This is a genomic window from Streptococcus sp. ZY19097 (genome assembly GCF_040731245.1).
GTDB classification, from domain to species: domain Bacteria; phylum Bacillota; class Bacilli; order Lactobacillales; family Streptococcaceae; genus Streptococcus; species Streptococcus orisratti.
The window spans coordinates 1766652-1790430 of sequence record NZ_CP160400.1; the positions used below are offsets into that span (position 1 = coordinate 1766652).

Annotated in this window: 24 protein-coding genes and 1 pseudogene; 5 read left to right on the forward strand and 20 right to left on the reverse strand. The window is 37.5% G+C overall.

What is annotated here, in order from left to right:
* Positions 1–9: 9 nt before the first annotated feature.
* The 3 genes from manA to celB form a co-directional block, all read right to left on the reverse strand.
* A complete protein-coding gene (manA, locus tag ABZ559_RS08875; protein WP_277291274.1) occupies positions 10–963 on the reverse strand; it encodes a mannose-6-phosphate isomerase, class I in 954 nt (317 codons plus the stop codon).
* A gap of 75 nt (positions 964–1038) precedes the next feature.
* A complete protein-coding gene (locus ABZ559_RS08880; protein WP_018375955.1) occupies positions 1039–1764 on the reverse strand; it encodes a GntR family transcriptional regulator in 726 nt (241 codons plus the stop codon).
* A gap of 38 nt (positions 1765–1802) precedes the next feature.
* Positions 1803–3071: a PTS cellobiose transporter subunit IIC gene (gene celB / locus ABZ559_RS08885; protein WP_367006046.1), complete on the reverse strand. Its 1269-nt coding sequence runs from the start codon at positions 3069–3071 to the stop codon at positions 1803–1805.
* Between the two features lie 146 nt (positions 3072–3217).
* On the opposite strand from celB, the gene ABZ559_RS08890 reads away from it, so the two are divergent.
* Positions 3218–4615, forward strand: a complete 1398-nt coding sequence (locus tag ABZ559_RS08890) for a glycoside hydrolase family 1 protein (RefSeq protein ID WP_367006047.1) — start codon at positions 3218–3220, stop codon at positions 4613–4615.
* A 265-nt stretch (positions 4616–4880) separates the two neighbouring features.
* Here ABZ559_RS08890 and ABZ559_RS08895 read toward each other — a convergent pair whose 3' ends face one another.
* From ABZ559_RS08895 to ABZ559_RS08920, 6 genes are all read right to left on the reverse strand, one after another.
* Positions 4881–5294: a cupin domain-containing protein gene (locus ABZ559_RS08895; RefSeq protein WP_367006048.1), complete on the reverse strand. Its 414-nt coding sequence runs from the start codon at positions 5292–5294 to the stop codon at positions 4881–4883.
* 64 nt (positions 5295–5358) lie between these two features.
* Positions 5359–5673 (reverse strand): PTS cellobiose transporter subunit IIA, encoded by a 315-nt coding sequence (locus ABZ559_RS08900; RefSeq protein ID WP_018375959.1) that lies wholly within the window; start codon positions 5671–5673, stop codon positions 5359–5361.
* Positions 5674–5683: 10 nt separating this feature from the next.
* Positions 5684–5998 carry a PTS cellobiose transporter subunit IIB gene (locus tag ABZ559_RS08905; RefSeq protein WP_367006049.1) on the reverse strand — a complete coding sequence of 105 codons (315 nt, stop codon included), beginning with the start codon at positions 5996–5998 and terminating at the stop codon, positions 5684–5686.
* A gap of 30 nt (positions 5999–6028) precedes the next feature.
* Positions 6029–6907 carry an ROK family protein gene (locus ABZ559_RS08910; RefSeq protein WP_367006050.1) on the reverse strand — a complete coding sequence of 293 codons (879 nt, stop codon included), beginning with the start codon at positions 6905–6907 and terminating at the stop codon, positions 6029–6031.
* A gap of 188 nt (positions 6908–7095) precedes the next feature.
* Positions 7096–7977, reverse strand: coding sequence for a fructokinase ScrK (scrK, locus tag ABZ559_RS08915; protein WP_018375962.1), 882 nt, complete (start codon positions 7975–7977; stop codon positions 7096–7098).
* Positions 7978–8121: 144 nt separating this feature from the next.
* Positions 8122–10059, reverse strand: a complete 1938-nt coding sequence (locus ABZ559_RS08920; RefSeq protein WP_273414417.1) for a sucrose-specific PTS transporter subunit IIBC — start codon at positions 10057–10059, stop codon at positions 8122–8124.
* A gap of 203 nt (positions 10060–10262) precedes the next feature.
* On the opposite strand from ABZ559_RS08920, the gene ABZ559_RS08925 reads away from it, so the two are divergent.
* The 3 genes from ABZ559_RS08925 (at position 10263) to ABZ559_RS08935 (ending at position 14653) form a co-directional block, all read left to right on the forward strand.
* Positions 10263–11702 (forward strand): sucrose-6-phosphate hydrolase, encoded by a 1440-nt coding sequence (locus tag ABZ559_RS08925; RefSeq protein ID WP_367006053.1) that lies wholly within the window; start codon positions 10263–10265, stop codon positions 11700–11702.
* Positions 11702–12667 (forward strand): LacI family DNA-binding transcriptional regulator, encoded by a 966-nt coding sequence (locus ABZ559_RS08930; protein ID WP_273414415.1) that lies wholly within the window; start codon positions 11702–11704, stop codon positions 12665–12667. Before ABZ559_RS08925 ends, ABZ559_RS08930 begins: the two co-directional genes overlap by 1 nt.
* Positions 12668–13303: 636 nt before the next feature.
* Positions 13304–14653, forward strand: a complete 1350-nt coding sequence (locus ABZ559_RS08935; RefSeq protein WP_367006055.1) for a hypothetical protein — start codon at positions 13304–13306, stop codon at positions 14651–14653.
* Positions 14654–14847: 194 nt separating this feature from the next.
* On the opposite strand, the gene tnpA is transcribed toward ABZ559_RS08935, so the two are convergent.
* From tnpA to ABZ559_RS08980, 9 genes are all read right to left on the reverse strand, one after another.
* Complete coding sequence (tnpA, locus tag ABZ559_RS08940; protein ID WP_002891962.1) at positions 14848–15321, reverse strand: IS200/IS605 family transposase; 474 nt, start codon at positions 15319–15321, stop codon at positions 14848–14850.
* 198 nt (positions 15322–15519) lie between these two features.
* On the reverse strand, positions 15520–15948 hold the full coding sequence (nusB, locus tag ABZ559_RS08945) for a transcription antitermination factor NusB (RefSeq protein WP_273414414.1): 429 nt from the start codon (positions 15946–15948) through the stop codon (positions 15520–15522).
* Positions 15941–16330: an Asp23/Gls24 family envelope stress response protein gene (locus ABZ559_RS08950; protein WP_018375968.1), complete on the reverse strand. Its 390-nt coding sequence runs from the start codon at positions 16328–16330 to the stop codon at positions 15941–15943. The genes nusB and ABZ559_RS08950 overlap by 8 nt, the downstream gene beginning before the upstream one ends.
* 34 nt (positions 16331–16364) lie before the next feature.
* Complete coding sequence (gene efp / locus ABZ559_RS08955) at positions 16365–16925, reverse strand: elongation factor P (RefSeq protein WP_018375969.1); 561 nt, start codon at positions 16923–16925, stop codon at positions 16365–16367.
* A 376-nt stretch (positions 16926–17301) separates the two neighbouring features.
* Positions 17302–17445 (reverse strand): hypothetical protein, encoded by a 144-nt coding sequence (locus ABZ559_RS08960; RefSeq protein ID WP_367006056.1) that lies wholly within the window; start codon positions 17443–17445, stop codon positions 17302–17304.
* Between the two features lie 20 nt (positions 17446–17465).
* Positions 17466–17927, reverse strand: coding sequence for a deaminase (locus ABZ559_RS08965; RefSeq protein WP_367006058.1), 462 nt, complete (start codon positions 17925–17927; stop codon positions 17466–17468).
* A gap of 157 nt (positions 17928–18084) precedes the next feature.
* Positions 18085–19146 (reverse strand): Xaa-Pro peptidase family protein, encoded by a 1062-nt coding sequence (locus ABZ559_RS08970; protein WP_367006059.1) that lies wholly within the window; start codon positions 19144–19146, stop codon positions 18085–18087.
* 281 nt (positions 19147–19427) lie between these two features.
* Positions 19428–20012, reverse strand: a complete 585-nt coding sequence (locus tag ABZ559_RS08975) for a methyltransferase domain-containing protein (protein ID WP_367006061.1) — start codon at positions 20010–20012, stop codon at positions 19428–19430.
* A gap of 182 nt (positions 20013–20194) precedes the next feature.
* Entirely contained in the window at positions 20195–21343 is a 1149-nt protein-coding gene (locus tag ABZ559_RS08980) for a low temperature requirement protein A (protein ID WP_367006062.1), read from the reverse strand.
* A 692-nt stretch (positions 21344–22035) separates the two neighbouring features.
* Here ABZ559_RS08980 and ABZ559_RS08985 point away from each other — a divergent pair.
* Positions 22036–22762 (forward strand): annotated as a pseudogene (locus tag ABZ559_RS08985) (helix-turn-helix domain-containing protein).
* Between the two features lie 186 nt (positions 22763–22948).
* Here the strand turns inward: ABZ559_RS08985 and ABZ559_RS08990 are convergent.
* Together ABZ559_RS08990 and ABZ559_RS08995 are read right to left on the reverse strand one after the other, a co-directional pair.
* Positions 22949–23158, reverse strand: a complete 210-nt coding sequence (locus tag ABZ559_RS08990) for a helix-turn-helix transcriptional regulator (RefSeq protein WP_273404790.1) — start codon at positions 23156–23158, stop codon at positions 22949–22951.
* Complete coding sequence (locus ABZ559_RS08995; RefSeq protein ID WP_367006064.1) at positions 23158–23667, reverse strand: hypothetical protein; 510 nt, start codon at positions 23665–23667, stop codon at positions 23158–23160. The genes ABZ559_RS08990 and ABZ559_RS08995 overlap by 1 nt, the downstream gene beginning before the upstream one ends.
* Positions 23668–23779 lie beyond the last annotated feature (112 nt).

Consider the following 23779-nt stretch of genomic DNA (forward strand, 5'->3'; position numbering starts at 1 on the left):
CATAATCTTTTATCGAACGTTGTTTGGATGGCTAACAATCATCTCTAAATTGCCATCAAATTCCCATTCTGAAATCGTATGAGGTAAGATTAAATGGCTTCCTTTTTGAAGATTGTACAACTTATTATCAACAAGTAAACTCCCTTGCCCATCAATCACACTAAGCAAAAGATATGGAGCTACTCGGCGCATTTGAACAAGTCCTTCAACCTCCCATTTATAAACTGTAAAAAATTGATTTGAAACTAAACAAGTTGTTCTTAGATGATGAAGCTCCAAGGTTGCCGGAACACTATTTTCAGGCTCTCCGATATTCAAAACATCAATAGATTTTTCAATATGTAATTCACGAAGATTCCCTTGCGCATCTTTACGATCAAAATCATAAACACGATAAGTTGTATCACTAGATTGTTGCGTTTCAAGAATAAGAATTCCTTTGCCAATGGCGTGCATCGTTCCACTTGGTACATAGAAGAAATCACCAGCTTTGACTGGAATTCGCGTTAGCAAATGCTCCCAATCTTTTTCTTCAATCATCTGACGTAGTTCTGCCTTAGACTTAGCATTGTGACCATAAATAATCTCAGCTCCCTCATCTGCAGCAATAACGTACCAACATTCTGTTTTTCCCAATTCTCCCTCATGCTCTAAACCATAGGCATCATCTGGATGGACTTGGACGCTAAGCCAATCGTTAGCATCTAAAATCTTAGTTAGTAGGGGAAAGACTTTCTCTTTTGGATGACCAAACAAAGTCGGTTCATTTCGATAGAGTTCATCGAGCTGACGCCCTTCAAATTGACCATTTGCTACTACCGAAACACCATTGGGATGAGCTGAAATAGCCCAATACTCTCCAGTAGTTTCTGTTGGAATATCATATCCAAAAACCTCTCTCAACTTGGTTCCACCCCAAATTTTATCGTGCATTAGCGATTTCAAAAATAAAGGTTCAGACATTGTTCTCCTCTTTTCTTTTAGTTAAGAATAATCACTAAGAAACCAAATTTCAATCAGGTTTCCTAGTGATTCATGTTAAATATTTTTGACATCCAACAGTGAGTATCCTCTGGTGTCGAAACGATTGCGACTCCGTGAATATTCAATCGGACGTCCATTTTCTAAATAAACAACTTGTTCAACTTCCAAGGTCGGATCATTATCCTTGCAGTTCAAGTATTGCTTATCATAATTATCAGGCTTATCTGCCGTGATGTGTTTATAAGAACCGGCAAATTTTAATCCCAGATGATTGATGAGAAAATCATAAATAGAACTCTTCAAAATGGACTCATCCAATCCTGGTACTAAATCCACAGGCATGTAAGTATGCTCTATAACATAAGGTTGATTATCAAGAAGTCGAAGACGAACAATGCGATACACAGGAGCAGTTGCATCAAGCTGCAATCTTTCTGAAACTTCTTTTTTGGGGAATTCAACCTCAAATTCAATCACTTCGCTGCTCAAGCTGACGGCCCGTTCCTTCAGATCCTTGCTAAGACCATTGTTGTTATTAAGCCGAAACTTAGCATCTTCCTTATCCCAAAATGAAGAATTAAGAACCTTTGTCCCATTTCCCTGTTTCGAAAATACCAACCCTTCAATCGTTAGGATTTCAATTGCTTTTTTAACCGTCATACGACTAACACCAAATTCTTTGGCTAAATCTGACTGAACGGGTAATTTTGTATCTACTGGATAGATCCCTTCGGAAATTCTCTCTCTGATTATTGTGGCTATTTCTTCGTACTTGGGCATGAGCTACTTCCTCGCAACTTTGATTACTTATTACATCATTATAACTCAGGATCTACCTGTCTGTCCAGTACAAGAAGGAATGGATACCAGATGATTCCAACCAGAAGCACATCAATCAGTTGGAGAATACCACCCATAATAGAGTTCGTAGCCATCATACCACTAAAGAATACTGGCACCGTCCATGGAACAGATACCCCTGTTGGCGCTGGAACAATACCTAGAGCCATTACGGAATAATTGAGCGTTGTTACAATTAAAGGAGCTATTAACCAAGGAATCAAAATGGTAGCATTCATCACGATTGGAAGACCAAAAATAACAGGTTCATTCACGTTAAAAATACCAGCTCCGAGTGCTAAACGACCAACATCTCTGTACATTTTTTTCTTTAACACAAAAGCCATGATGATGATAACTGCTAAGGTCATACCAGAACCGCCCAGACCGACAGTGAAGGTTTCCATAAATGCTTTTGAAATGATGTGCGGAACTTCTTTTCCAGCATTGTATGCTTCAAGGTTTTCAAGATTAAGTGTATTCCAGATTGGATCCATAACAGAGTTGACGAGGATTTGACCGTGCAAACCAAAAAACCACAGCAATTGAACAAAGAACAGAGCAATCAAAGTCGCTCCAAGACTAGAACCTAGCCCCACTAAAGGTTTTTGGATAACTTGATAAATAATATCGTGCAGATTAACATTGAAAACACCTGTTACAATAGCATTTATTCCTAAGAAGATTGATAAGGTCAAAGTGCCAGGAATCAATGCTGCAAATGATTTAGCCACTGCTGGTGGTACCGTTTCTGGCATCTTGATTTGCCACCCCTTATTACTAAAGCGACTATACAATTCAGCAGCGATAAAAGCGGTAATCATTCCCAGAAACATTCCTTTAGCTCCTAGACGATCAAGACTAAGAACGTTTGAAACAGTTTCTCCACCATCTGTCTGAGTGTAAAAAGGTGTCAACAAAAGGAAACTAGACAAAGCAACTGCTCCACCAAAGACCCCCTCAACGTTGTAACTTTTTGAAAGATAGTAGCCAATACCAAAAACAACAAAAACTGTCATAATTGACATCGTTGCCAACTGACCATTACCTAACAAGTCATATAAAGTTCCTTTTAGATTATCACTAAAGAATGGCAGATTGTTGATAACAACAATGATAGAACCAAACATAGTGATAGGGAACGCCAACATGAAAGCGTCTCGCAATACTCCCAAATATCTGTTGGAGCCAAGAACATTCGCTAGCGGAAGTAACTTCGCGCTAATTGCATCTAAAAACTTATTCATAAGTTTTACCTACCTTTTTTGTTATTTGTTGATTAAATTATATAATATTATTAAATAAATGTCTATACATTTTATATAAAAAGATTGATTTTTTTAAAAAAAGATATATAATATACCTATAAACAAAAATAAACAAGGAGTATTTTATGTCAAAGTATACTTTTCCGAAAGGATTTTTCTGGGGGACTGCATCAAGCGGGCCTCAAACTGAAGGGCGTTTTGAGGGCGATGAAAAAGGCGATAGCATTTGGGATTACTGGTATGAAAAAGAACCTGAGCGTTTCTTTAATCAAGTAGGACCAGATAAAACCTCTTATAACTACAAACGCTATAAGGAAGATGTCCAATTAATGAAAGCAACTGGACACAATTCGTTTCGTACTTCCATCCAATGGAGCCGCCTAATCCCAAATGGCATCGGTGAAATTAATCCCGAAGCTGTTAAGTTCTACAACGCCTATATTGATGAGCAAATTGCAAACGGTATTGAACCTTTCATAAACCTTTATCATTTTGATATGCCAATGGTTCTGCAAGAAAAAGGAGGCTGGTTAAATCGAGAAACAGTCGATGCTTATGTCACTTTTGCCAAAACCTGTTTTGAACTTTTCGGTGACCGTGTTAAATATTGGTTCACTCATAATGAGCCTGTTGTTCCAGTTGAAGGTGGTTATCTCTACGACTTCCATTATCCAAATGAAAAAAATCTCAAGCACGCTGTTCAAGTTGGTTTCAATGAAACACTCGCTAGCGCACTTGCCATCAAAGCATATCATGAAACACAGGATGGAAAAATCGGTATCATTCTCAACCTGACCCCAAGCTACCCACGAGATGAAAACAATCCTGAAGATGTCAAAGCTGCACAAATTGCCGATGCCTTCTTCAATCGCTCCTTCCTAGATCCAGCTATTCACGGCACATTCCCAGAAGAACTTTTAACAATTGTCAAAGAACTCAACATTATACCTAAACATAGCAACGCAGATCTTGAAAACATTAAAGACAACACAATCGATATCCTCGGTGTTAACTACTATCAACCCCGCCGTATCAAGGCTAAAGAAAATCCTGCATACAAAGATCCTGAAAATCCTATGCCTGAAGATTACTTTGATAATTATGACATGCCAGGTAAAAAAATGAACCCTTACCGTGGTTGGGAAATCTATGAAAAAGGGATCTATGATATCATGATTAATGTCCGTGACAACTATGGTAATATCCCTTGCTATATCTCAGAAAATGGTATGGGGGTCGAAGGTGAAGAGCGTTATATTAACGCAAACGGACAAATTGAAGATGACTACCGTATTGCATTTGTCAAAGATCATCTTCGCTACCTTCATCAAGCTATCCAAGAAGGAGCTAACTGCCTAGGATACCATATGTGGACTTGCATGGACAACTGGTCCTGGACCAACGCCTACAAAAACCGCTACGGCCTCATCGCCGTTGACCTTGATAAGGAAGGCAAACGTACTATTAAAAAATCAGGTTACTTTTTCAAAGAACTTGCTGATCAAAACGGTTTTGAAGACTAAATCAGTTATAAAACGCAAGAAGCTGGACACTTTCGTTCCAGCTTTTTATGTTTTATAAACTTTTGCCTCGCACAATGCAGTAGTTAGGAGATATTTTTCTTCGAAGGTTAAATTCAGACATTCTCGCCTTGATAGACTTGACAAATGGTAGAAAACAGAGTTCTACCGGTAACTGCATCGCCTAGTCTAATTTTGATTTTCAGTAAGCATTAAAACGGAGCTTACGAAGCAAGTGTCAAAAAGGTCTGAGATAGATTATTTCTGTTCAGTTTTTCAACACTGTTTTGATAAGTTCTTCACAGTCACATTTGTCATTCTTTATGATATCGGCTTGATCAATTCCTTGAGGAACAAATCGAAACACAATAAAAGAGGCAGATTCACGATTTCTATTCACCAGTCGATGGATGCTATTTTTCACACGCAGAACATCGCCTTGATTCACTTCTCTTGTTTCTATTTTTTCATTTTCTATTGTCTCTACAGATATTTTTCCGCTAGTAACGACAATCACTTCTTCAATCTGACGATGGCGATGCCAATCTTGAATACTTCCGGCCGGAATTTTGTTTGTATGTACTTCAAATTCTGGGTATAAAAAATAATGAACCTCTGTCCCATTTTCCTTAACGACCGAAAGAGCTTCTTTACTTTGTTTGATTTCAATTTCTTGTGCCATTATTTCCCTCCAAATCAAAAAACTCTATTGAAAGTAAATCAATCAGTAGAGTTTTTTTAATGCGCTAAACTACTTTTTTGTAGAGCTCCAACATCTCTAATGCTACTTCACGAAGGGTCATTGTAGTCATCAGATGATCTTGAGCATGAACCATGATAATTTCCATGTTAATCTCAACACCACCAGCGTAATCTTGCAGCAATTTTGTTTGAGCATGGTGCGCTTCAAGTAATTCTGCATTAGAGGTTTCAAGTTTTTCAGCTGCTAAGTCCAAATCGCCCTCACGCATAGCAGCAAAAGCCTCGTGAACCGTTGTTCTAGCATTACCACTGTTTAGGATAATTCCAAAGGCCGCAAGCTGTAATTCTTCTTTATCCATGGAGCCCCCTTTAAATGCTATCCGTAATCAATTTAGCCATCTTTTCAACCCCCATTGGAATTGGAACATAGGCTTGAGGCGGAACTTGAACAACTGGTTTACCGACTGTCTTACCTAGCTCTGCAAATTGATTGAAATACATTTTTGTTTGAGGACTGATAAGGTAAACATCAAACTGCGCTTCACCAATCACTTTATTGCCTTCGGTCGAGCTGATAGCTTCTACAGTAATATCTTTTCCTTCTTTTTGAAAAAGTTCCGTTGTTTTTTTAGCCATTAGAGATGAAGACATCCCTGATGCACAGATAATTAACGCTTTTGTCATAATAAAAACTCCTTTTTAGTTATTAAATCATTACAAATTTGGGAAGGTGGACATAAACTTACTCACTGCACCGAGCAGGTTGGCATCACTTCTGAAATGACAAATTTCCAACTCAAATGATAAATCAGATGCCCCTGTTTCTTTTTGAATCTGCTGAATTCGCTGAATCAATGCGTCTCTTAGATTTTTTCCAGCAGAGACAGCACCACCTATTGCAACTAACTCAGGATTGAGGACAACGAGGGTATTAAAAATGCCTCTCGCCAAATCATCATAAAATTGATTGACAGCTTCATTAGCAGATACATCTCCCTGTTCAGCCAAATCAAACAGGTCTTTACCAGAAAAAGATTCACCTAGTCCATGTTTTTGAGCGTAACGCTTTGCTACTTGAACTGGGCTAACCGTTTCACTCAAAGTATCCTTGCTTGTCAGTCGCATAAGACCAAATTCTCCAGCAAACAAATCTGGACCTTTTCTCAACTGCCTATCAAGAACAACAGCTCCTCCAACACCCGATCCGATAATAAAGAAAAGAGCATCCTTAACATCCTTTGCCACTCCGAATGTAAGTTCAGCCAAAGCAGCACAGTTAGCATCATTTTCAATACTTACCGGCAAACCAAGAAGAGATTCAAGCGCTTCCAAAATTTTGAAGTGATGGATATAAGGAACCGCACTTAGTCCTTTAACAATACCATTCTCAGAATCCACTGCACCAGGTGAACTGATAGCTACACCTTGCAATGGAAAATCTTTACTAAATTCTTCTTTCAAAGAAAGTAACTGCGCTGTCATTTGTTCCCAGGTTTCTGGTGTTTTAAAAGACGATTTACGGTGTAATTCATCATCTTCATAGACAGCATACTTTACCGCCGTTCCACCAATATCAATTGTCAATATTGCCATAACAGCCTCCTTATCTTTATGTTTTAATTATACCATTCTCTTGATTAAATGTATAGTCTTTTTTATAAAAAATATATATTTTAAAAAGGATTGAAATCATTTCAATCCTTATACAATATAAAAAGCTACAGTGAATGCTAAAACTTATCAAAATAAATCAACAACTATAAATTATAACCAACTCAATCTTATCGTTCAGATATTTTCTTAGCTAAAGCAAAATTACCAAATGTTGCTGAGCCATTTTCAGCAATAGCCGGTGTTACAATATAATCTTCAAGATCTGGCACTGGAAGATATCCGTTCAATAGCGAATCAAATTTTTCCCGAACACGTTTAAGCATATGTGGTTGCGCCATAACACCTCCACCAAACACGATTACTTGTGGTCGATAAAGTAATGTAGCCTGTACTGCGGCTTGTGCAATATAATAAGCCTGAACATCCCAAACATCAGAATTCTTCTCAATCAACTCTCCACGAATCCCCGTACGTGCTTCAAGTGAAGGACCAGCAGCCATCCCCTCTAAACACCCTCTATGGAAAGGACAAACACCTGTAAACTCGCGTGCAACATCATGCGGATGAAGTGAGACATAGGTGTGACCAGCTTCTGTGTGGCCACTTCCACCGATAAACTCACCACGTTGAATAGCACCAGCACCGATACCTGTACCAATAGTATAATAAACCAGACTATCCACACCCTTGCGCACCAAAGTTTCTCCATAAGCAGAACTATTAACATCCGTCGTAAAATAGAACGGAATTTTGAAATCTTTGGCAATTAGACCAACTAGATCAACGTTAGCCCAATTTGGTTTTGGTGTTGATGTAATATAACCATAAGTATCTGAATTTTCATCAATATCAATCGGACCAAATGAACCGATAGCAACTGCTGCTAATTGATCCTCAAAACGTTTAAAGAAAGCAACGGTCTTTTCAACCGTTTCATAAGGCGTTGTCGTAGGAAATTGTACTTTTTCCACCACTTCAAAATTTTCATCACCAACGGCACAGACAAATTTTGTACCTCCGGCTTCCACGCTTCCGTATAGTTTCGTCATAACTTCTCCTTGTTCAGTAATTAGTATATACTTATTATATGTTTTTTCTTAGAATGTTGCAACTTTCTGTTTGAACACATTTTTAGAAAATCACCCTCTAATATCAGCAAAAAGAGGAATAGTTTCCTACTCCTCTGTTGGAGGCTATTTAACCTCTAATAAAGCATCACCTGTTGCAACTTTTCCTGAAGCAATTGAAGCAACATCTGCATAATCAGCTGTATTTGTCACGATAACCATTGTTGTATCATCAAGACCTGCTGCCGCAATTGCTGCACTATCAAATGTTCCAAGGACATCACCTTTTTTAACCTTTTGATCAGCTTTCACTTTTTGATTAAAACCTTTTCCATCCATAGAAACTGTATCAATACCAATGTGGATGAGAATTTCGGCACCGTTATCTGATTTGATACCATAAGCGTGACCTGTTGCAAAAGCAATTTGTACAGTACCATCAACTGGTGAGACTACTGTGTTTCCACTTGGTTTAACAGCAACACCTTTACCCATTGCTTCTGAAGCAAAAACTGGATCATTTACAGAAGTAAGAGCAACTGTTTCACCAGCAAGTGGAGCAAAGATTGTTTCGGATGTTACCTTAACAGCATTGTCAACTGTATCAGAAACAGTTTTTGCTTCAACTGTTTCATTTACCGAAACGCTTGCAACCGCTGCTTCGGCTTCAAAAACACTCGCTGCTTTTGTCTTTCCATAGAAGTAAGTAATTGCAAATGCCGCAGCAAAGCTAATAAGTTCACATACTACATAGAACGGAATAGAGGTTGCATTAATTGACAAGAAGCCAAGGAATCCAGCTGAACCAAGTGAAACCGCAACAACTTTAAGCAATCCTGCCACTGCCGCTGCAATAGCAGAACCAATCAAAGCACAGAAGAACGGGAAGCGATATTTCAAGTTAACCCCAAATAGAGCAGGCTCAGTGATACCAAGAAGTGCCGATACACCTGCAGATGAGGCCAAACCTTTAGTTTTAGAGTTCTTAGTCAAGAACCAAATAGCAAATGTCGCAGCACCTTGTGCAACGTTTGCCATGGAAGCAACTACGAAAATGAAATCTCCATATCCGACACCCTTTTGCCATGCTGAAAGCAATTGTGTCTCAATTGCTGGAAATGATTGATGAAGACCAGTCATAACAATGAGAGAGTATGTGCCACCAAAGATACCCATTCCAATAAATCCAGTTGTATTATACAACCAAACAATAGCATCAGTAATACCATTAGATACAAGTAACATTACTGGACCAATAACAGTAAAGGTTAAGAAACCAGTAATCATCACCGAAAGTAATGGTGTAAAGGTAAAGTCAACAGACGATGGAAGTCTCTTGTGAAAGAACTTTTCCAACACTGATAATAACCATACAGCTGCTAATACTGGAATAACTTGATAGGCGTAATTCGTTTGTGCCACATGATAACCAAAGACATTCCAATACTCACTTGCTCCACCGAGGTCTGGAGTGGTCATAATCATACCAATCGCAGCACCTAGAAATTGGTTTGCTCCAAATCTTTTTGCCGCCGATATACCGACTAAAACTGGTAAGAACATAAATGGCGCAGCTGACATCAATTGAATCATTGCAGAAATTCCCTTAATTGCAGGGTACATCTCTTCAATTGACTTAGGTCCGAATAAACCAGCTGAAGTCAAAAAGTTCCTTAAAGCCATCAACAAACCACCTGCAACCAGAGCAGGAATGATTGGCACAAAAATATCTGATAGTAATTTTATCAATGCCATAATTGGATTGAACTTCTTACCGTTGCTGACAATTTGTTTCAAATCATCAGTTGAAACCTCTGACAGACCTGTTTCTTTAATAAGTTCATCATACACAAAGTTTACATCTCCGGCACCAATAATAACTTGATATTGTCCATCAATTTTGAATGTACCTTTAACATCGGGGTTATCATCCAATGCTTTTTGGTTAACTTTTGTATCGTCCTTCAATACCAGACGAAGCCGTGTCGCACAATGTGCAGCTGCAACAAGATTTTCTTTTCCGACTGCTTTAACAACGTCGGAAGCTACCTTAGCATAATCCATCACAGTAACTCCTTTTTACATTTTTCTTTTCAGTGATCGCTTTTTGAAAGCGTTTCACTTCATTACACTATCTATTCTAACATCTTTTAAAAATATGTCAAGCGTTTTGCATATTTTTTTGATTTTTGCGTTAAATTATTGATTTTTAAGTAGAAAACGTTTACTATATAGATAAAGAGTTTTACACAGAAAAGGAGATCCTTATGAATCTACCAACGGAAGTCCGTTACCGCCCCTACGCAGATTGGAGCGAGGATGAAATCAAACAAATAAATGAAAATGTTGCGCGCTCTCCTTGGCATGCGACCTATCACATTGAGCCAAAAACTGGGCTTTTAAATGACCCAAATGGCTTTTCCTTTTTTAACGGGAAATTTACTTTATTCTTTCAAAACTGGCCTTTTGGTGCAGCCCATGGGTTAAAATCTTGGGTTCACACTGAAAGTACTGATCTTGTTCATTTTAAGGAAACTGGTGCTATTTTACTTCCTGATAATCCTCACGATAGTCATGGGGCTTATTCTGGTTCAGCTTTTGAAATTGATGGTCGCCTTTTCCTCTTTTATACAGGCAATGTTCGAGACGAAAATTGGGTTCGTGATCCTCTTCAAGTAGGCGCTTGGATGGATGCAGATGGAAAAATTAAAAAATTCGATGACGTTCTGATTCAACAACCCAGTGACGTTACAGAACATTTCCGTGATCCTCAGATTTTTGATTACAAGGGACAATTTTATGCCATTATTGGCGCCCAAAGTCTTGACAAAAAGGGATTTATCAAGCTGTATAAAGCGGAAAATAATGATGTTAAAAATTGGAAATTCATCGGAAATCTGGATTTTGGTGGCACAGGTTCAGAGTATATGATTGAATGTCCAAATCTTGTTTTTGTTGATGATAAACCCGTTCTACTCTACAGTCCACAAGGTCTTGATAAATCAGAATTAGATTATCAAAATATTTATCCGAACACCTACAAAATCTGTCAATCGTTTGACAGCACTCACGCCAAACTTATTGGAGCTTCTCAAATTCAAAATCTTGATTACGGTTTTGAAGCCTATGCCACACAAGGTTTCAATGCCCCTGATGGACGGGCTTTAATTGTCAGCTGGATAGGACTACCTGATGTTGATTATCCAACCGATCAATATGATTATCAAGGTGCTATGAGTTTGGTGAAAGAATTATCTCTAAAGAATGGTAGACTGCATCAATACCCCGTTGATGCGATTAAAACTTTACGTACAACATCAGAAACATTTTCAAATAAAGTAAAGACCAACAACACCTACGAACTTGAATTGACTTTCCCAGCTAGTGAAAAATCTGAACTCCTTCTCTTTTCTGACGGAGAAGGAAATGGACTTCGTCTAACAATCGACACTGAAAACGGTCAGATTATCCTTGATAGAAGCCAAGCGGGCATTCAATATGCAACAGATTTTGGTACAACTCGTCAGTGTGACATTGATAAGAAAGAGACAACAGCTAACATTTTTGTTGACAAATCAATCGTTGAAATTTTTATTAACAAAGGAGAAAAAGTATTTACAAGTCGTGTTTTCCCTGAAAACGAACAAAATGGTATCCAAATAATCTCTGGTCAGCCAACCGGTAAATACTTTGAACTGAAGTACTAATGGTCGCCAAATTAACAGACGTTGCAAAACTTGCTGGAGTTAGCCCAACAACTGTTTCACGCGTCATCAATAACAAAGGATACTTGTCTGAAAAGACAATCCATAAAGTAAGAGAAGCCATGAAAACCCTTGGCTACAAGCCCAACAATCTTGCTAGAAGCCTACAAGGAAAATCTGCGCAGCTTATTGGCCTTATCTTTCCTAATATCAGTAATGTCTTCTATTCTGAATTAATTGAGCACCTTGAGATAGAACTCTTTGCTAATGGCTATAAATCCATTATCTGCAATAGTGAAAATAATCCTATAAAAGAAAAAGAATACCTTGAAATGCTAGAAGCTAATCAAGTTGATGGTATCATCTCCTCTAGCCATAACTTAGGTATTGATGATTACGAACGTGTCGAGGCTCCAATTATTGCTTTTGACCGTAATCTTGCCCCTAATATTCCGATAATTTCCTCAGATAACTTTGAAGGTGGAAAATTAGCAGCTAAAACACTACAAAAAAATGGTTGTAAAAAAATTATCATGATTACTGGTAATGACAACACAGATTCACCAACAGGATTACGTCAACTCGGATTTTCTTACCAACTGAATAAACAATCTGAGATTATCAAACTTCCAAATAACCTTTCGACGATTCGACGTGAAATGGAGATTCGTTCTATCTTAGCAACACGTCAGCCTGATGGCATCTTCACATCGGATGATCTGACGGCCATTCTCACAATGAAGGTCGCCAAACAATTGGACATGTCAATTCCTGATGATTTAAAAATTATTGGGTATGACGGCACTAAATTTATTGAAAACTATTTCCCACAACTCACAACCATCCAACAACCTGTACAGGAGATTGCGCGACTAACTGTTGAGGTTCTTATCAAAAAAATCAATGGTGAAAAAACAAGTAAAGACTATGTCTTGCCTATCACTCTACTCCCAGGCGGTAGCATTTAGCTGATGAACCTGTTCAATTATAGATAAAAGTCAGATTTTAGTAACCCTTGATTTTGCACCAACCTTAGAGTGAATGAAAGATTTCCTAGATAGGTTTGGCATGCTAATTTTTCGCATCTTCTTTAAATTTTGAATTTGCTAAGTCTTTGTATCATCTTTATAAAACATAAGCTCCATTTTTTCTGTGTTGCCTAACCTTCCTCAGAAACGATGGAGTTTTTTGTAGTACTATAGTAGAAATCTACGAATAGAAGCACCAAAGAAAAAACTTGTTAGAAGCCGCCCGCAAATGTTGAAATAAAAAGAAATCACCTCATAATACGTCATTACATTTTTCTATCATGACCATCTGAAATTTAACTTGAGGTAAGAGCAAACACTGCACAATATCTCGTATAAGCGCTGACCATACCAGATTAAAACTGAAAAATTTATCTAATATTTTACTAAAGTTGGAAGTAAAAGAGAAATTATAAATGTATTATTTCCTATAATGAGCATTACCAAGAAGAACAAAAAGGAGCCATGCTCGTTAGTTTGTTAAATGATATTTTTAAAAACCAACAGTTCTAGCAAAACTTGTCGTTTTATTCTTATCATAATGTTTTATAATAAGAATAAATAGGAGGTATACACATGCTTGAACAATTAAAACAAACAGCCAATAAATTAGATCGTATGCGTAAAGAACATCTTATCAACCAATCAGGCTCAACTGCTGATGATAGCTTGGATAAGGTACGTTCAGGACAATCTTATCTTTATATGAGCCAAGGCATGGATAGCGAAGTTTTTGAGGTTCGTTTTAAAGAACATGTCTCTGGTAGCGATTTGACCGAAGTCATTCGTTATGCCTTAATGCGTTTTCCATACATTAATACACGTTTGATTGAATTAGACGGTGACTTTTACATCGTACAAAATCCTGTCGCCATGGTTGCACATCCCACAAAAAGCCTTGGAAAGCTTGGCAGTCTGCACACTAATGAACACTTGGTAGAAGTAACTTATCATAAAAACTCTGCTTATTTTGCTTTTCACCATGCCCTTTGCGACGGTCGCGGTGTCAAGCCGTTCATTGAAACAGTCATTTACTACTATTGCCAACGTTCTTATCATTCCAATGCGTCAACCAAAGGCATTCATCTCAAAGATATGCCACTTTTACCAAATGAAACCGCTGATGCTTTCTGGGAGTTTTACGATTATGATGACAGCAAAGACTTTCCAACTTTCTCTCGTGATGCCTATGAAATTCCTGAAAGCAAGCCAAATGATGACATCAACGACTATCGTTTTGAGATTACCATTCCACAAAGCGACTACATGGCAGTTGCAAAAGTTAACAACGCAACACCTGTCATTTTACTAAGCTATGCGATCAGTCAAACCATTGCCAAACTTTTCCCTGATTTTGATAAACCAATCAATGCTAACATTGCCACCGATATGCGTGCAGCACTTGGTTATGAAAACACCTTTAAAAATACTGTCAAATCAATGACTCTACCATACACTAAAGACGATACAAGCAAAACGTTTAAGGAAATTGCAACTAATTATCGTACCTATCTCAATCAACAAAAAGATATTGATTTCTGTAAAAGAGAAGCCAACAATATGGTAATGCTCTTTAATAAACTAGATGAAGCACCATCATTTGAAGAGAAACAAAAGCTATTAGCTTTCATGGAGAACATTCACCTCAACACCTATACCATCAGCTATATTGGTCAATTTATTCTCAACGAAAACGAGCAATATATTGATAGTATTCACCTTTATAGCGCAGGAACAATCGGCCTTTCTATCAATATGATCTGCGCTAGCGATAAATTCACTATCAATGTCGAACAAAACTTTCCAGAAGATACCTACGTCAAAACCTTTCTTGAAACCTTGGCTGAATTGGGTGTAGCAAATGTCCAAGTTTCTGAAAGTATTCCATTTACCACACCAAAGGATGGTTTAAAAAAGCGAAAATAAAAGGACTCAATAATCTCTATAGTCGGGAAATTACGCTTTAGCATTATTGAACCGAATCAAAACCACCCGTGAGAACGGGTGGTTTGCTCTTCGGCTGAAAGCCTCTGCTACCGGCCGAGGCCTAAAGGCCTACCGAATGGTTTCCCTTCAGCACCACCTTTGCTAGCTGACCCGACTAGCGGGTCTCTTTAAGACTACTTTCTTTTATTCTTCTCACCTGTAAACGGATCATATTCCTCGAAAAGACTGAGCTGATCTGCTATCACGTCTTCTTGTAATTGATTACGAATATATTCTTCAATTCGCTTCTGATTTCGCCCAACCGTATCAACATAAAACCCTCGACACCAAAATTTGCGATTCCCATATTTATACTTTAAATTAGCGTGTCGGTCGAATATCATTAAGCTACTTTTACCCTTTAAATATCCCATAAATGAGGAAATACTTAGCTTCGGTGGTATACTCACCAACATGTGAATGTGGTCTGGGCATGCTTCTGCTTCATGAATTTCAACGCCTTTTCTTTCACATAATAACCGTAAGATTTGACCAATACTTGCTTTGTATTTCCCATAGATTATCTGACGTCTATATTTTGGGGCGAAAACAATATGATACTTACAATTCCATGTAGTATGTGCTAAACTATTATTATCCTGTCTCATCAGGGGTCCTCCTTTTGTATATTAGTTAGTGGTCGGGAAACCTTATCTAATATAACACTTTAGGGGGACTTTTTGATACATCGCTAAAAGCTTTTCGGAACCACTAGCACAGCTAGTGGTTTTCGTGAGACAAAATAAACCCCAGAAGCGACCAACACTTCTGGGGTATTTTTAATTGCTATCATTGACATTACTTCGTTAATTTTGAACGAATTGGCTTAGCAAACCATTCACAAACTTTGCCGATGTGTCATCTGAATATTTTTTTGCTATTTCAATAATTTCATTCACAGCGACACGACCTGGCGTTTCATCGAAATAGTTAATTTCATATAGTCCTAGGCGCAATAAATTCTTATCTGTCAGGGTCAGACGTGATAGTGACCATCCAGCTTTTAATTTACTTTCAATAACGCTATCTAACTCTGTTTTATGAGAACATACACCGTTTACCAGATTAAGTAAAAATAATGGAATGTCTAAAACCTGATCTTCAGGTAAATTTTTGTCATACTCATAGGCAAATTGGGTGGCTGTTAAAGCTTCACCACCAAATTCAAGGCTAAAAAGGGCTTGAAAAGCACGTTCACGTAAATCTCTTCTTGAATTAATAAATACCTTAGTCATCCAGAAAATCCTCATCAAATAAGGCTTTCAAATCTGGTTTCGGTGTCTTTTCTGGAACAATGCCCACAACGTGGACATTAACCGCAGTAATGGTTACTTCTGCCATGTCAAAAACAGCTGCTTTAACGGCTTGTTGGATAGCAATAGAAACTGCTGGAACATTTACACCATATTGTAGATAGACATAGATGTCAGCATTAACAGTACCATCTTCATCTGTGCGCAAGTAAACACCTTTACCAAGTGTAGTTTTGCTCAAACCGTCCGCAACCGTTTTATTATGAAGAGAATGAACCCCATCAACTTTGGCAGTTGCAATGCCTGTAATTACTTCCAAAACGCGTGGTGAGATGACGATTTCACCAATATTTTCGTTTGTCATAGCTCTTCCCTCTCTATTTTAGAAATCGCTGATTTTAAGCACGTGAAACGTAAGTACCTTCAGCAGTATTGATAATCAATTTTTGACCCGCTTCAATGAAATCTGGGACGTTAACCACAAGTCCTGTTTCAAGAGTAGCTGGTTTACCTGAACCTGTAACAGTAGCACCTTTGATTGATGGTTGTGTTTCAGTAACAGTTAACTCAACAGTTGTAGGAACTTGAACACCAATAACTTCAGTTCCGTAAAATTGAATTTTTACGTCAGAATTTTCAAGAATATAAAGCAATTCATTTTCAACATTAACAACTGGAATTTCATACTGATCGTAAGTTTCAGTATTCATGAAATATGCTGTATCATCCATTTTGTAAAGGTATTGAGCTGGAACTGTCTCAATGATAGCTTGTTCAAACTTTTCTTCTGGACGATAGCTTGTATCAAAAGTTGAGCCAGTACGAACATCACGCAATTTCATGCGCATGATTGTATTACCTTTACCTGGTTTATGGTGACTAGCTTCAAGAACACGGATCAATTTTCCATCTGCTGTTTCAAAAGTCATACCTGCTTTAAGCTTACTTGCTTCAATCATTCGTTAATTACCTCTTATAAAATATTTATCACTTCATTTTATCATAAAATCCATCGAGTCTCAAATGTTTTATGAGGCTTTTGAAAAATGGCAGAGCTTTTACAAGCTACTTATGTTATCCCCTGATGAAATCATTTTAAAACCTGTATTCACAAGGGAATGCTACCTGTATTTTGAAAAAAACTAACCTTATACTCTTCGAAAATCAAAATTATCCGTTGTCAACTTGCCTTGATGAACTCAAGTTCTATCGTCGGCTTCGTTTCCTAGGCTACTTTTGATTTTCATTGAGTATTAGATGGAAGTGCAAAACTGTGAATACAGGTTCTTAACCCTAAAGCGCAAAAAAACTCACTGCCTATACAGTGAGTCAATTTTATAGAGGTAAGTCTTTTTTAGAAAAAGCCAGACCGCCAACTGCAAAAGTTGTTGCTCCAATTCCACCTAAAATAGCCAATTGCGGTAACCATTTAGTCCCTTCCTCTAGGATATCTTTAATATTAGCAATTGGGCTAATCACAGATTGTCCATAATCAAAACCTATTGATTATCATCCATACCCAGACGCACTTCCGGTACATCGTGTTGTACATATTCAACGCCTTTTTGTTCCATCAGTTCAATGGCAAAAGGGTGAATACGATAGGCATGTTTATAAGTAATTTTTTTAACTCCTGCTTGCAAAAGTGCCTTGGTGCAATTGATACAAGGAAAATGCGTAACGTAGATTTCCGTTCCATTTGTTGAAATGCCTTCTTTGGCACATTGAATCAAAGCATTCATCTCAGCATGAACAGTACGAATACAATGTCCATCTTCCATTTGATGTCCAACTTCATTACAATTATCTGTAGCAGCAACACCGCCATTATAACCTGTGGCAATAATACGATTATCTTTGACTAAAACAGCACCAACAAAAGCACGGTCACAAGTCGAACGTTTGGAAATTAGCTCAGCATTTGCCATAAAATAATCTTGCCAAGAAAGTCTATCAGTCATCTTCTTTCCTCTTTTTTATCATTTCATTTTCAATTTTCGCCAAGTCGCAGTTGTTCCTAAAAGACTCGCAAGAAGGAAAATCATGCCTGCTATTACAACCCCAATAGAACTAGCATTATCAATCACCAAACAAGTCAGCAAAAAGATTAGTATATTACTATAGAACAATCAACTCTTTTGGTGCTAATGTTAAGACCTCACAACCAGTTTCAGTCACAACGAGGTCGTCTTCAATGCGAACGCCGTATTTACCATCCAAATAAATCCCTGGTTCGTCTGTCAATACCATTCCAGCCTCAATAGGCTCATCAGAATAGCCAAAATAAGGAATTTCATGGATATCAAGCCCAATCCCGTGACCAATTCCATGTGTAAAGTGGGCTCCATAACCTGCATCATTGATAACTTGACGTGGTACACGGTCATAGTCAATACGACTCATTCCTGCTTTTGCTGCTTCAATCAGAGCCTTATTGGCACGCAAGGCCACATCATAAATCTCACGCTCTTCATCACTCGTCTGACCGATATGAATTGTTCGCGTCATATCACTAACATAATGATTATAGTAGCACCCAAAATCCATCGTAAGAGTCTCTCCAGATTGGATAATCTTGTCACTTGCCACGCCATGAGGCATAGCAGAGCGTTCACCAGATGCAATGATAAAATCAAAAGAAGCACCTGAAGCACCTAGTTGACGCATGCGAGCATCAAGAAAATTCATAACATCAAGTTCAGATGTTTTTCCTGGTTTGATAAAGTCAAGAACATCAAGAAAAGCACGGTCAGATATGGAACAAGCATGACGAATCGTTTCAATTTCACCAGCATCTTTAATCATACGAATCTTTTCAATAAATTCAGTCATTGGCACTAAAGAACGTCCTGCAAAAACTTTCTCTAATGTTTTAAAGTAGTGATAAGAAACTTGGTCATCAAACCCAATTTTCACTAGCTGATCATCTGCTGTTAACTTAGCAATCTCAGCCAAGGCATCACGTGTTTCAATAATATCAAAACCTTTAACAACGCCCTTAGCAATTAAAGTATAACGCGAATCTGTCAAAAACAAGCGTCGGTTCTTGCTAATAAAAACGGTCGCTTCTGTTCCCGAAAAACCAGTCAAATAATAAATATTTTTCAGATTAGTTACCAAAACTGCATCACAATCAGTCTTAGCCAATGCAGCCTCTAATTTTTGAACTCTATTTTCCATGAAATACTCCTTTGTTTTCTTTCCTTTAAGTTTACCACGATTGCAAAAGATTGGAAAGGGAAAGTAATACTTTGTTTGTACTCGTTTTTCTCTCCTAAGGTTCATTAAATCCACACCTATTACATCAAATCCCATTTGGTCATCTAAATAGGTGTAGCCCTCTCTAGCTGTAACAAGGTAATACGACCCCTTCTGTCTCGTCTTCAATCAAACCTATTTTTTAACTTTGATAATCAAAAAATCTAGCCGATGAAATAAATCCTCGTATTCAGGGTGTAGTTTCAGAATATCGTTATCGGGTAGAGGTTCCATAATTTTTTCAATTTTGAATCCTGCATCAACAAGAGTGTTGATAATTGTCGAGAAAGTACGATGATACTTTTGAACATGTTCAACAAACCAGACAACATCTCGCTCCCCTCTCTTCCATAGTTAGAAATATTCGCATAAAGTTTCATCCCATTATCATTTTTGATCCATCTTTCTCCCTGTGAATGGCTTGTCACTAATGGATGTTCTTGTGAAAAGAGCAAATAGCCTCCATCTGTTAATAAGTGATAGATATCTTTAATTAGTTTCGGATAGGCTTCAACATAGTGAAAAGCCAATGAACTCACTACTATGTCGAATTTTTGATTTAAAGTTGCTAAATCCTCCATAGATAGATGGATATCGTCAATTTTTGGACTATGATTTTCTAATTTAGCCTCTTCTATCATTTTTTGTGATATATCCAAGCCGACTACTTTTTCAGCACCTATTTCTACAAACAGTTTACAGTGTTCACCAAAACCACACCCTAAGTCTAAAATCCTTTTTCCAACCATGTTTGGCAATATAGATAATAAGGCGAGAATTTCAATCAAGTATTAGCATTAACTTCTTTGTCTCTGATTGTCTTGTAACCCTCGAAAAATACTGGATTATCATATATATTTTGTTTAGCCATACTACTTCCTCACTTCTAATTTACTTCCCACTATTATATCAAATTTCTCACTTTGACATGTGAAAACCCTGACACGTATCATGGAATCAGGGTTAAATATCAAATAAAATAAATCTCATGCGGGTCTTGAGAGGCTTTGTGCTGTCTGAGATAGAAACGAATAAAGGTCAGCCAGATGAGAAAGATAACTGCGGTGGTGATGTAAACGACCATATGACTAGAAGCTGCAAAGGCCAAACTTAGGATTAGACCCATCACAAAGAGTACAGCTGTTTTCACGAGGTAGTCTCTTGTCCATTGGTAAGCTGGTTTGTTGTAACTACCGTTTAACAGAACAGCTATTAAGAATAAGAAAACGCCTGTATAGAGGAAACTGACAGCAAACCAGTGATTGACCTCATGCTCTGCCAAAAAACTCAGTGACACGGTCATCATGAGAATACCTGTGAAAATCAGGTAATGACTGTAAATGAGACGCATGCCCAAAGTCTTTTTACTTTCATCGAGGGCATGGTCAAATTCACCAAAATAAAAGAGAAAAAGGAAGACAACTATAAGTAGATAGCAAACTGAATTGATACTAAAAGTTGCTGGCGTGAAGAAATTAGCCACTCCCATAATCATCTCCCCAAAGGTGATAATGACTAGAAGCGAAATTCGCTCCACTAAGTGTGGGAAATTGATAGGCACCTGATTCATCTTCTTACTGAAAAAGAGAGGCATGACAAAGGAAATCAAGATAGCCGAAAAGTAAACCCATATAGCTATATCATAAGGCAGTAGAGCACTGAGAAAGACTCCACCCGTTCGTGTTCCTAGAATATAAAAGAAGCCTTTGATCATCTCCTTATCTTCTGGATTGCTACTTGGCTGTCTGTACTGCACCCAATATTGCAGGAAAAGGGTAAAAGACAGGATACCAAGCACCCAAGCAAAGAAATAAAAGTTACTCTGCCAATGCAAGGTAAACATATTGGACAAAAGCATGAGCAGACCCATATCTGCAAACATGACCATCATGTTAAAGAGAGAATTTCTCCCGTAACGGTTAGTAAACATAGTCTGCAACATCCAAGTATTAACCAAGACGAGTAGACAGATCAAGAAAGTGACAAAGGCAAGCGGTGCTAGCACTCCTCCTTGCAAATGGTGAATGAGACCTGTCGTTTTGGAAATAGCATAAACGAAAACCAAATCATAGAAAAGCTCAGTGAATTCAACCCGCTTATGCTGAATCAGTGATGTCATAACAATTCCTTTCAAAATATGATTTTCCCTAATGTTTGGGAAGACAAAAACTAACACATACTATATCACAAAATTCCCAACAAAAACAAGTAAATACTTAACTACTGCTACATAAGAGTACAGCCTTCACTACAATCAAATCTTTTAAGTTATAATGATATTAATCGACCATTTCAAGATGCTAGGCGAAAATTGAATTGCACTACCGACTTGTCATACTTACCTACTAATTTTTTTGAAAATAAATTCCGCTAATAAAGTTTTATTGATTCACCTCAGCAGATACTATACTTTTAGAGCGATATTCCTCTTCGCCCATCTGAATTTGCAATTTCTTCTGCTGAAAATAAAGGTGACGTTCTACCTGATTGAGAGCAGCCTTGAGAGTCGCAAAGACTAGAATTAATGCAAATTCTTCCTTGGTAGTAACATTTGATAATCTCAGGGTTTTAATCTTCTATCTTCTAAGCGTCCCTATAGTACACTGTAAGGTCACATCAATAGCCTTAATTGCCCAATCGGATAGCCAAATGTCATGGTATCACTACATTATTGACCTTCTTTACTTGAAGTCATGTCTTACACATTTCTTTAGATTTTCATTTATTTGATCATATTTTGAAGTTGCAAAAAAACTATTCTGACACATTGTTATACTTAACAAAAATCAGAAATAGCGTTATAATAGTGTTATGACAAAAGAACTTACCCCAACTCAAGTCGAAGAATTAAAGCAAGCACTTAAAGATAAAAATAATGCTCCGCATCATAGAAAAATCCAGGCACTCATTCTTTATTCTGAATGCCATAATTTAACATCCGTAGCTAAATCAGTAGGTTTTGTCCATCAGACAGTCCGAAACTTATTGAATCGCTATCTAAGTGGTGGCTTAGAAGCCCTCTTAAAGGAAAATCGTGGTGGTCGCCGCCGCTCCTATATGACGCATGAGGAGGAAGAAGATTTCCTTAAAGAGCAAGTCTCTTCTTCTTTGAATGGAGAATTCATTACCGTTAATTCCCTCTTTAAAGCCTATCAAGAGAGAGTTGGGCACAAGACAAGCCGAGAAGGTTTCTATGCTCTCCTGAAACGTCATGGTTGGCGTAAAGTTAGCCCACGTCCCCAACATCCGAAAAAAGCAGACGCCGAAACCATTTTAGCGTCTAAAAATAAAATCTTTATTCAAGGAGAGAGTGAGTAAGCGTTTTATTAATGGAAAAGAATATCAAAAAATCCGCCTTATGTATCAAGATGAGGCGGGTTTTGGGCGTATCAGTAAACTTGGTTTCAAGAATAAAGTATTTAAGACTTTAAATGAGGTAATTGATAAACTTGAAGAGGTTATTCAAACCTTAACTGCTTATCAACTCAAATCAATTGTACATAGAGACTGGACTTCCGCTATTTTTGATTTTAACTGAGTATTAGCATGAAAAATACATATAATCATTTTTCTAGCTACATGCACTTTTCAAAACATTTCCACTAATTTACATCTTAATACAATTCTTCACTCTGGAAGCTGTTATTTCACATTTTTCTACAAAAAAATGAATCTCATATTTGAAAATATACTTTTTCTATGTATTTGTTGTTAGCTTATACTGTCACTCTTTCACATATTCCAAAATATCAGCCGGCTGACAATTCAATATGTCACAAATGGAAATTAGGGTTGTAAAACGGATACCCTTGGCTTTCCCCGTCTTAAGAATAGATAAATTAGCCTGTGTGATATCAATCATTTCTGCCAACTCTTTTGAGGTCATTCCTCGCTCCGCCAAGACCTTGTCCAAATTAACTTTGATGTATCCCATTAGATAAACCCATCTGCATCATCTTTTAGGGCTTTGCCTTTTTTAAAAATAAGAAATCCCGCAAAGGCAACAACCACAATAATAATGCCATAAAAATAATTAGTATGAGAAAAATCAAATAGTGAACTGGCATTCTCAATATTAAAGAAATCAAAAAGAAGATGTGCTCCAACTTGTAAAATGATAGTCATCAAGGTAAGCACTGCAATTCTTACACTACTTTCAGCATTTTCCACAACAAAATAGTTTTTCTCTGCTAGCCGGAGAATAATCTTTCTAAAATAGTAGAACGAGAAGGCGTAGCAAATAAGCACCGCAACAGCAATAAAGCCTACTAAAATAGTGACAGGATAGCTGGGAAGTTGTTCCCACTCCATTAATTCTAACACTTGATCTTGTAGAACAAAAAACATAAATATTCCCAAAACAACCACCGCAGAGCAAAGCAAGAGAAGGTATTGAGCTACTTTTGCTAAGAATGCAATAAATTTAAAAAGAATTGTTGTCATTATTATAACTCCTTCATAAACTACAAAATATCTTTTTTAACCGTTACTGTTGATTCTAATTCTTCGTAAATAACTTTACTATTATTCCACCCCAATCTACAAAGTTAGACAT

What these genes read in the sequence shown, in the direction of transcription:
- manA (WP_277291274.1), bottom strand. Translation starts at nt 963, where the DNA reads ATGTCTGAACCTTTATTTTTGAAATCGCTAATGCACGATAAAATTTGG.
- ABZ559_RS08880 (WP_018375955.1), bottom strand. Translation starts at nt 1,764, where the DNA reads ATGCCCAAGTACGAAGAAATAGCCACAATAATCAGAGAGAGAATTTCC.
- celB (WP_367006046.1), bottom strand. Translation starts at nt 3,071, where the DNA reads ATGAATAAGTTTTTAGATGCAATTAGCGCGAAGTTACTTCCGCTAGCG.
- ABZ559_RS08890 (WP_367006047.1), top strand. Translation starts at nt 3,218, where the DNA reads ATGTCAAAGTATACTTTTCCGAAAGGATTTTTCTGGGGGACTGCATCA.
- ABZ559_RS08895 (WP_367006048.1), bottom strand. Translation starts at nt 5,294, where the DNA reads ATGGCACAAGAAATTGAAATCAAACAAAGTAAAGAAGCTCTTTCGGTC.
- ABZ559_RS08900 (WP_018375959.1), bottom strand. Translation starts at nt 5,673, where the DNA reads ATGGATAAAGAAGAATTACAGCTTGCGGCCTTTGGAATTATCCTAAAC.
- ABZ559_RS08905 (WP_367006049.1), bottom strand. Translation starts at nt 5,998, where the DNA reads ATGACAAAAGCGTTAATTATCTGTGCATCAGGGATGTCTTCATCTCTA.
- ABZ559_RS08910 (WP_367006050.1), bottom strand. Translation starts at nt 6,907, where the DNA reads ATGGCAATATTGACAATTGATATTGGTGGAACGGCGGTAAAGTATGCT.
- scrK (WP_018375962.1), bottom strand. Translation starts at nt 7,977, where the DNA reads ATGACGAAACTATACGGAAGCGTGGAAGCCGGAGGTACAAAATTTGTC.
- ABZ559_RS08920 (WP_273414417.1), bottom strand. Translation starts at nt 10,059, where the DNA reads ATGGATTATGCTAAGGTAGCTTCCGACGTTGTTAAAGCAGTCGGAAAA.
- ABZ559_RS08925 (WP_367006053.1), top strand. Translation starts at nt 10,263, where the DNA reads ATGAATCTACCAACGGAAGTCCGTTACCGCCCCTACGCAGATTGGAGC.
- ABZ559_RS08930 (WP_273414415.1), top strand. Translation starts at nt 11,702, where the DNA reads ATGGTCGCCAAATTAACAGACGTTGCAAAACTTGCTGGAGTTAGCCCA.
- ABZ559_RS08935 (WP_367006055.1), top strand. Translation starts at nt 13,304, where the DNA reads ATGCTTGAACAATTAAAACAAACAGCCAATAAATTAGATCGTATGCGT.
- tnpA (WP_002891962.1), bottom strand. Translation starts at nt 15,321, where the DNA reads ATGAGACAGGATAATAATAGTTTAGCACATACTACATGGAATTGTAAG.
- nusB (WP_273414414.1), bottom strand. Translation starts at nt 15,948, where the DNA reads ATGACTAAGGTATTTATTAATTCAAGAAGAGATTTACGTGAACGTGCT.
- ABZ559_RS08950 (WP_018375968.1), bottom strand. Translation starts at nt 16,330, where the DNA reads ATGACAAACGAAAATATTGGTGAAATCGTCATCTCACCACGCGTTTTG.
- efp (WP_018375969.1), bottom strand. Translation starts at nt 16,925, where the DNA reads ATGATTGAAGCAAGTAAGCTTAAAGCAGGTATGACTTTTGAAACAGCA.
- ABZ559_RS08965 (WP_367006058.1), bottom strand. Translation starts at nt 17,927, where the DNA reads ATGACTGATAGACTTTCTTGGCAAGATTATTTTATGGCAAATGCTGAG.
- ABZ559_RS08970 (WP_367006059.1), bottom strand. Translation starts at nt 19,146, where the DNA reads ATGGAAAATAGAGTTCAAAAATTAGAGGCTGCATTGGCTAAGACTGAT.
- ABZ559_RS08980 (WP_367006062.1), bottom strand. Translation starts at nt 21,343, where the DNA reads ATGACATCACTGATTCAGCATAAGCGGGTTGAATTCACTGAGCTTTTC.
- ABZ559_RS08990 (WP_273404790.1), bottom strand. Translation starts at nt 23,158, where the DNA reads ATGGGATACATCAAAGTTAATTTGGACAAGGTCTTGGCGGAGCGAGGA.
- ABZ559_RS08995 (WP_367006064.1), bottom strand. Translation starts at nt 23,667, where the DNA reads ATGACAACAATTCTTTTTAAATTTATTGCATTCTTAGCAAAAGTAGCT.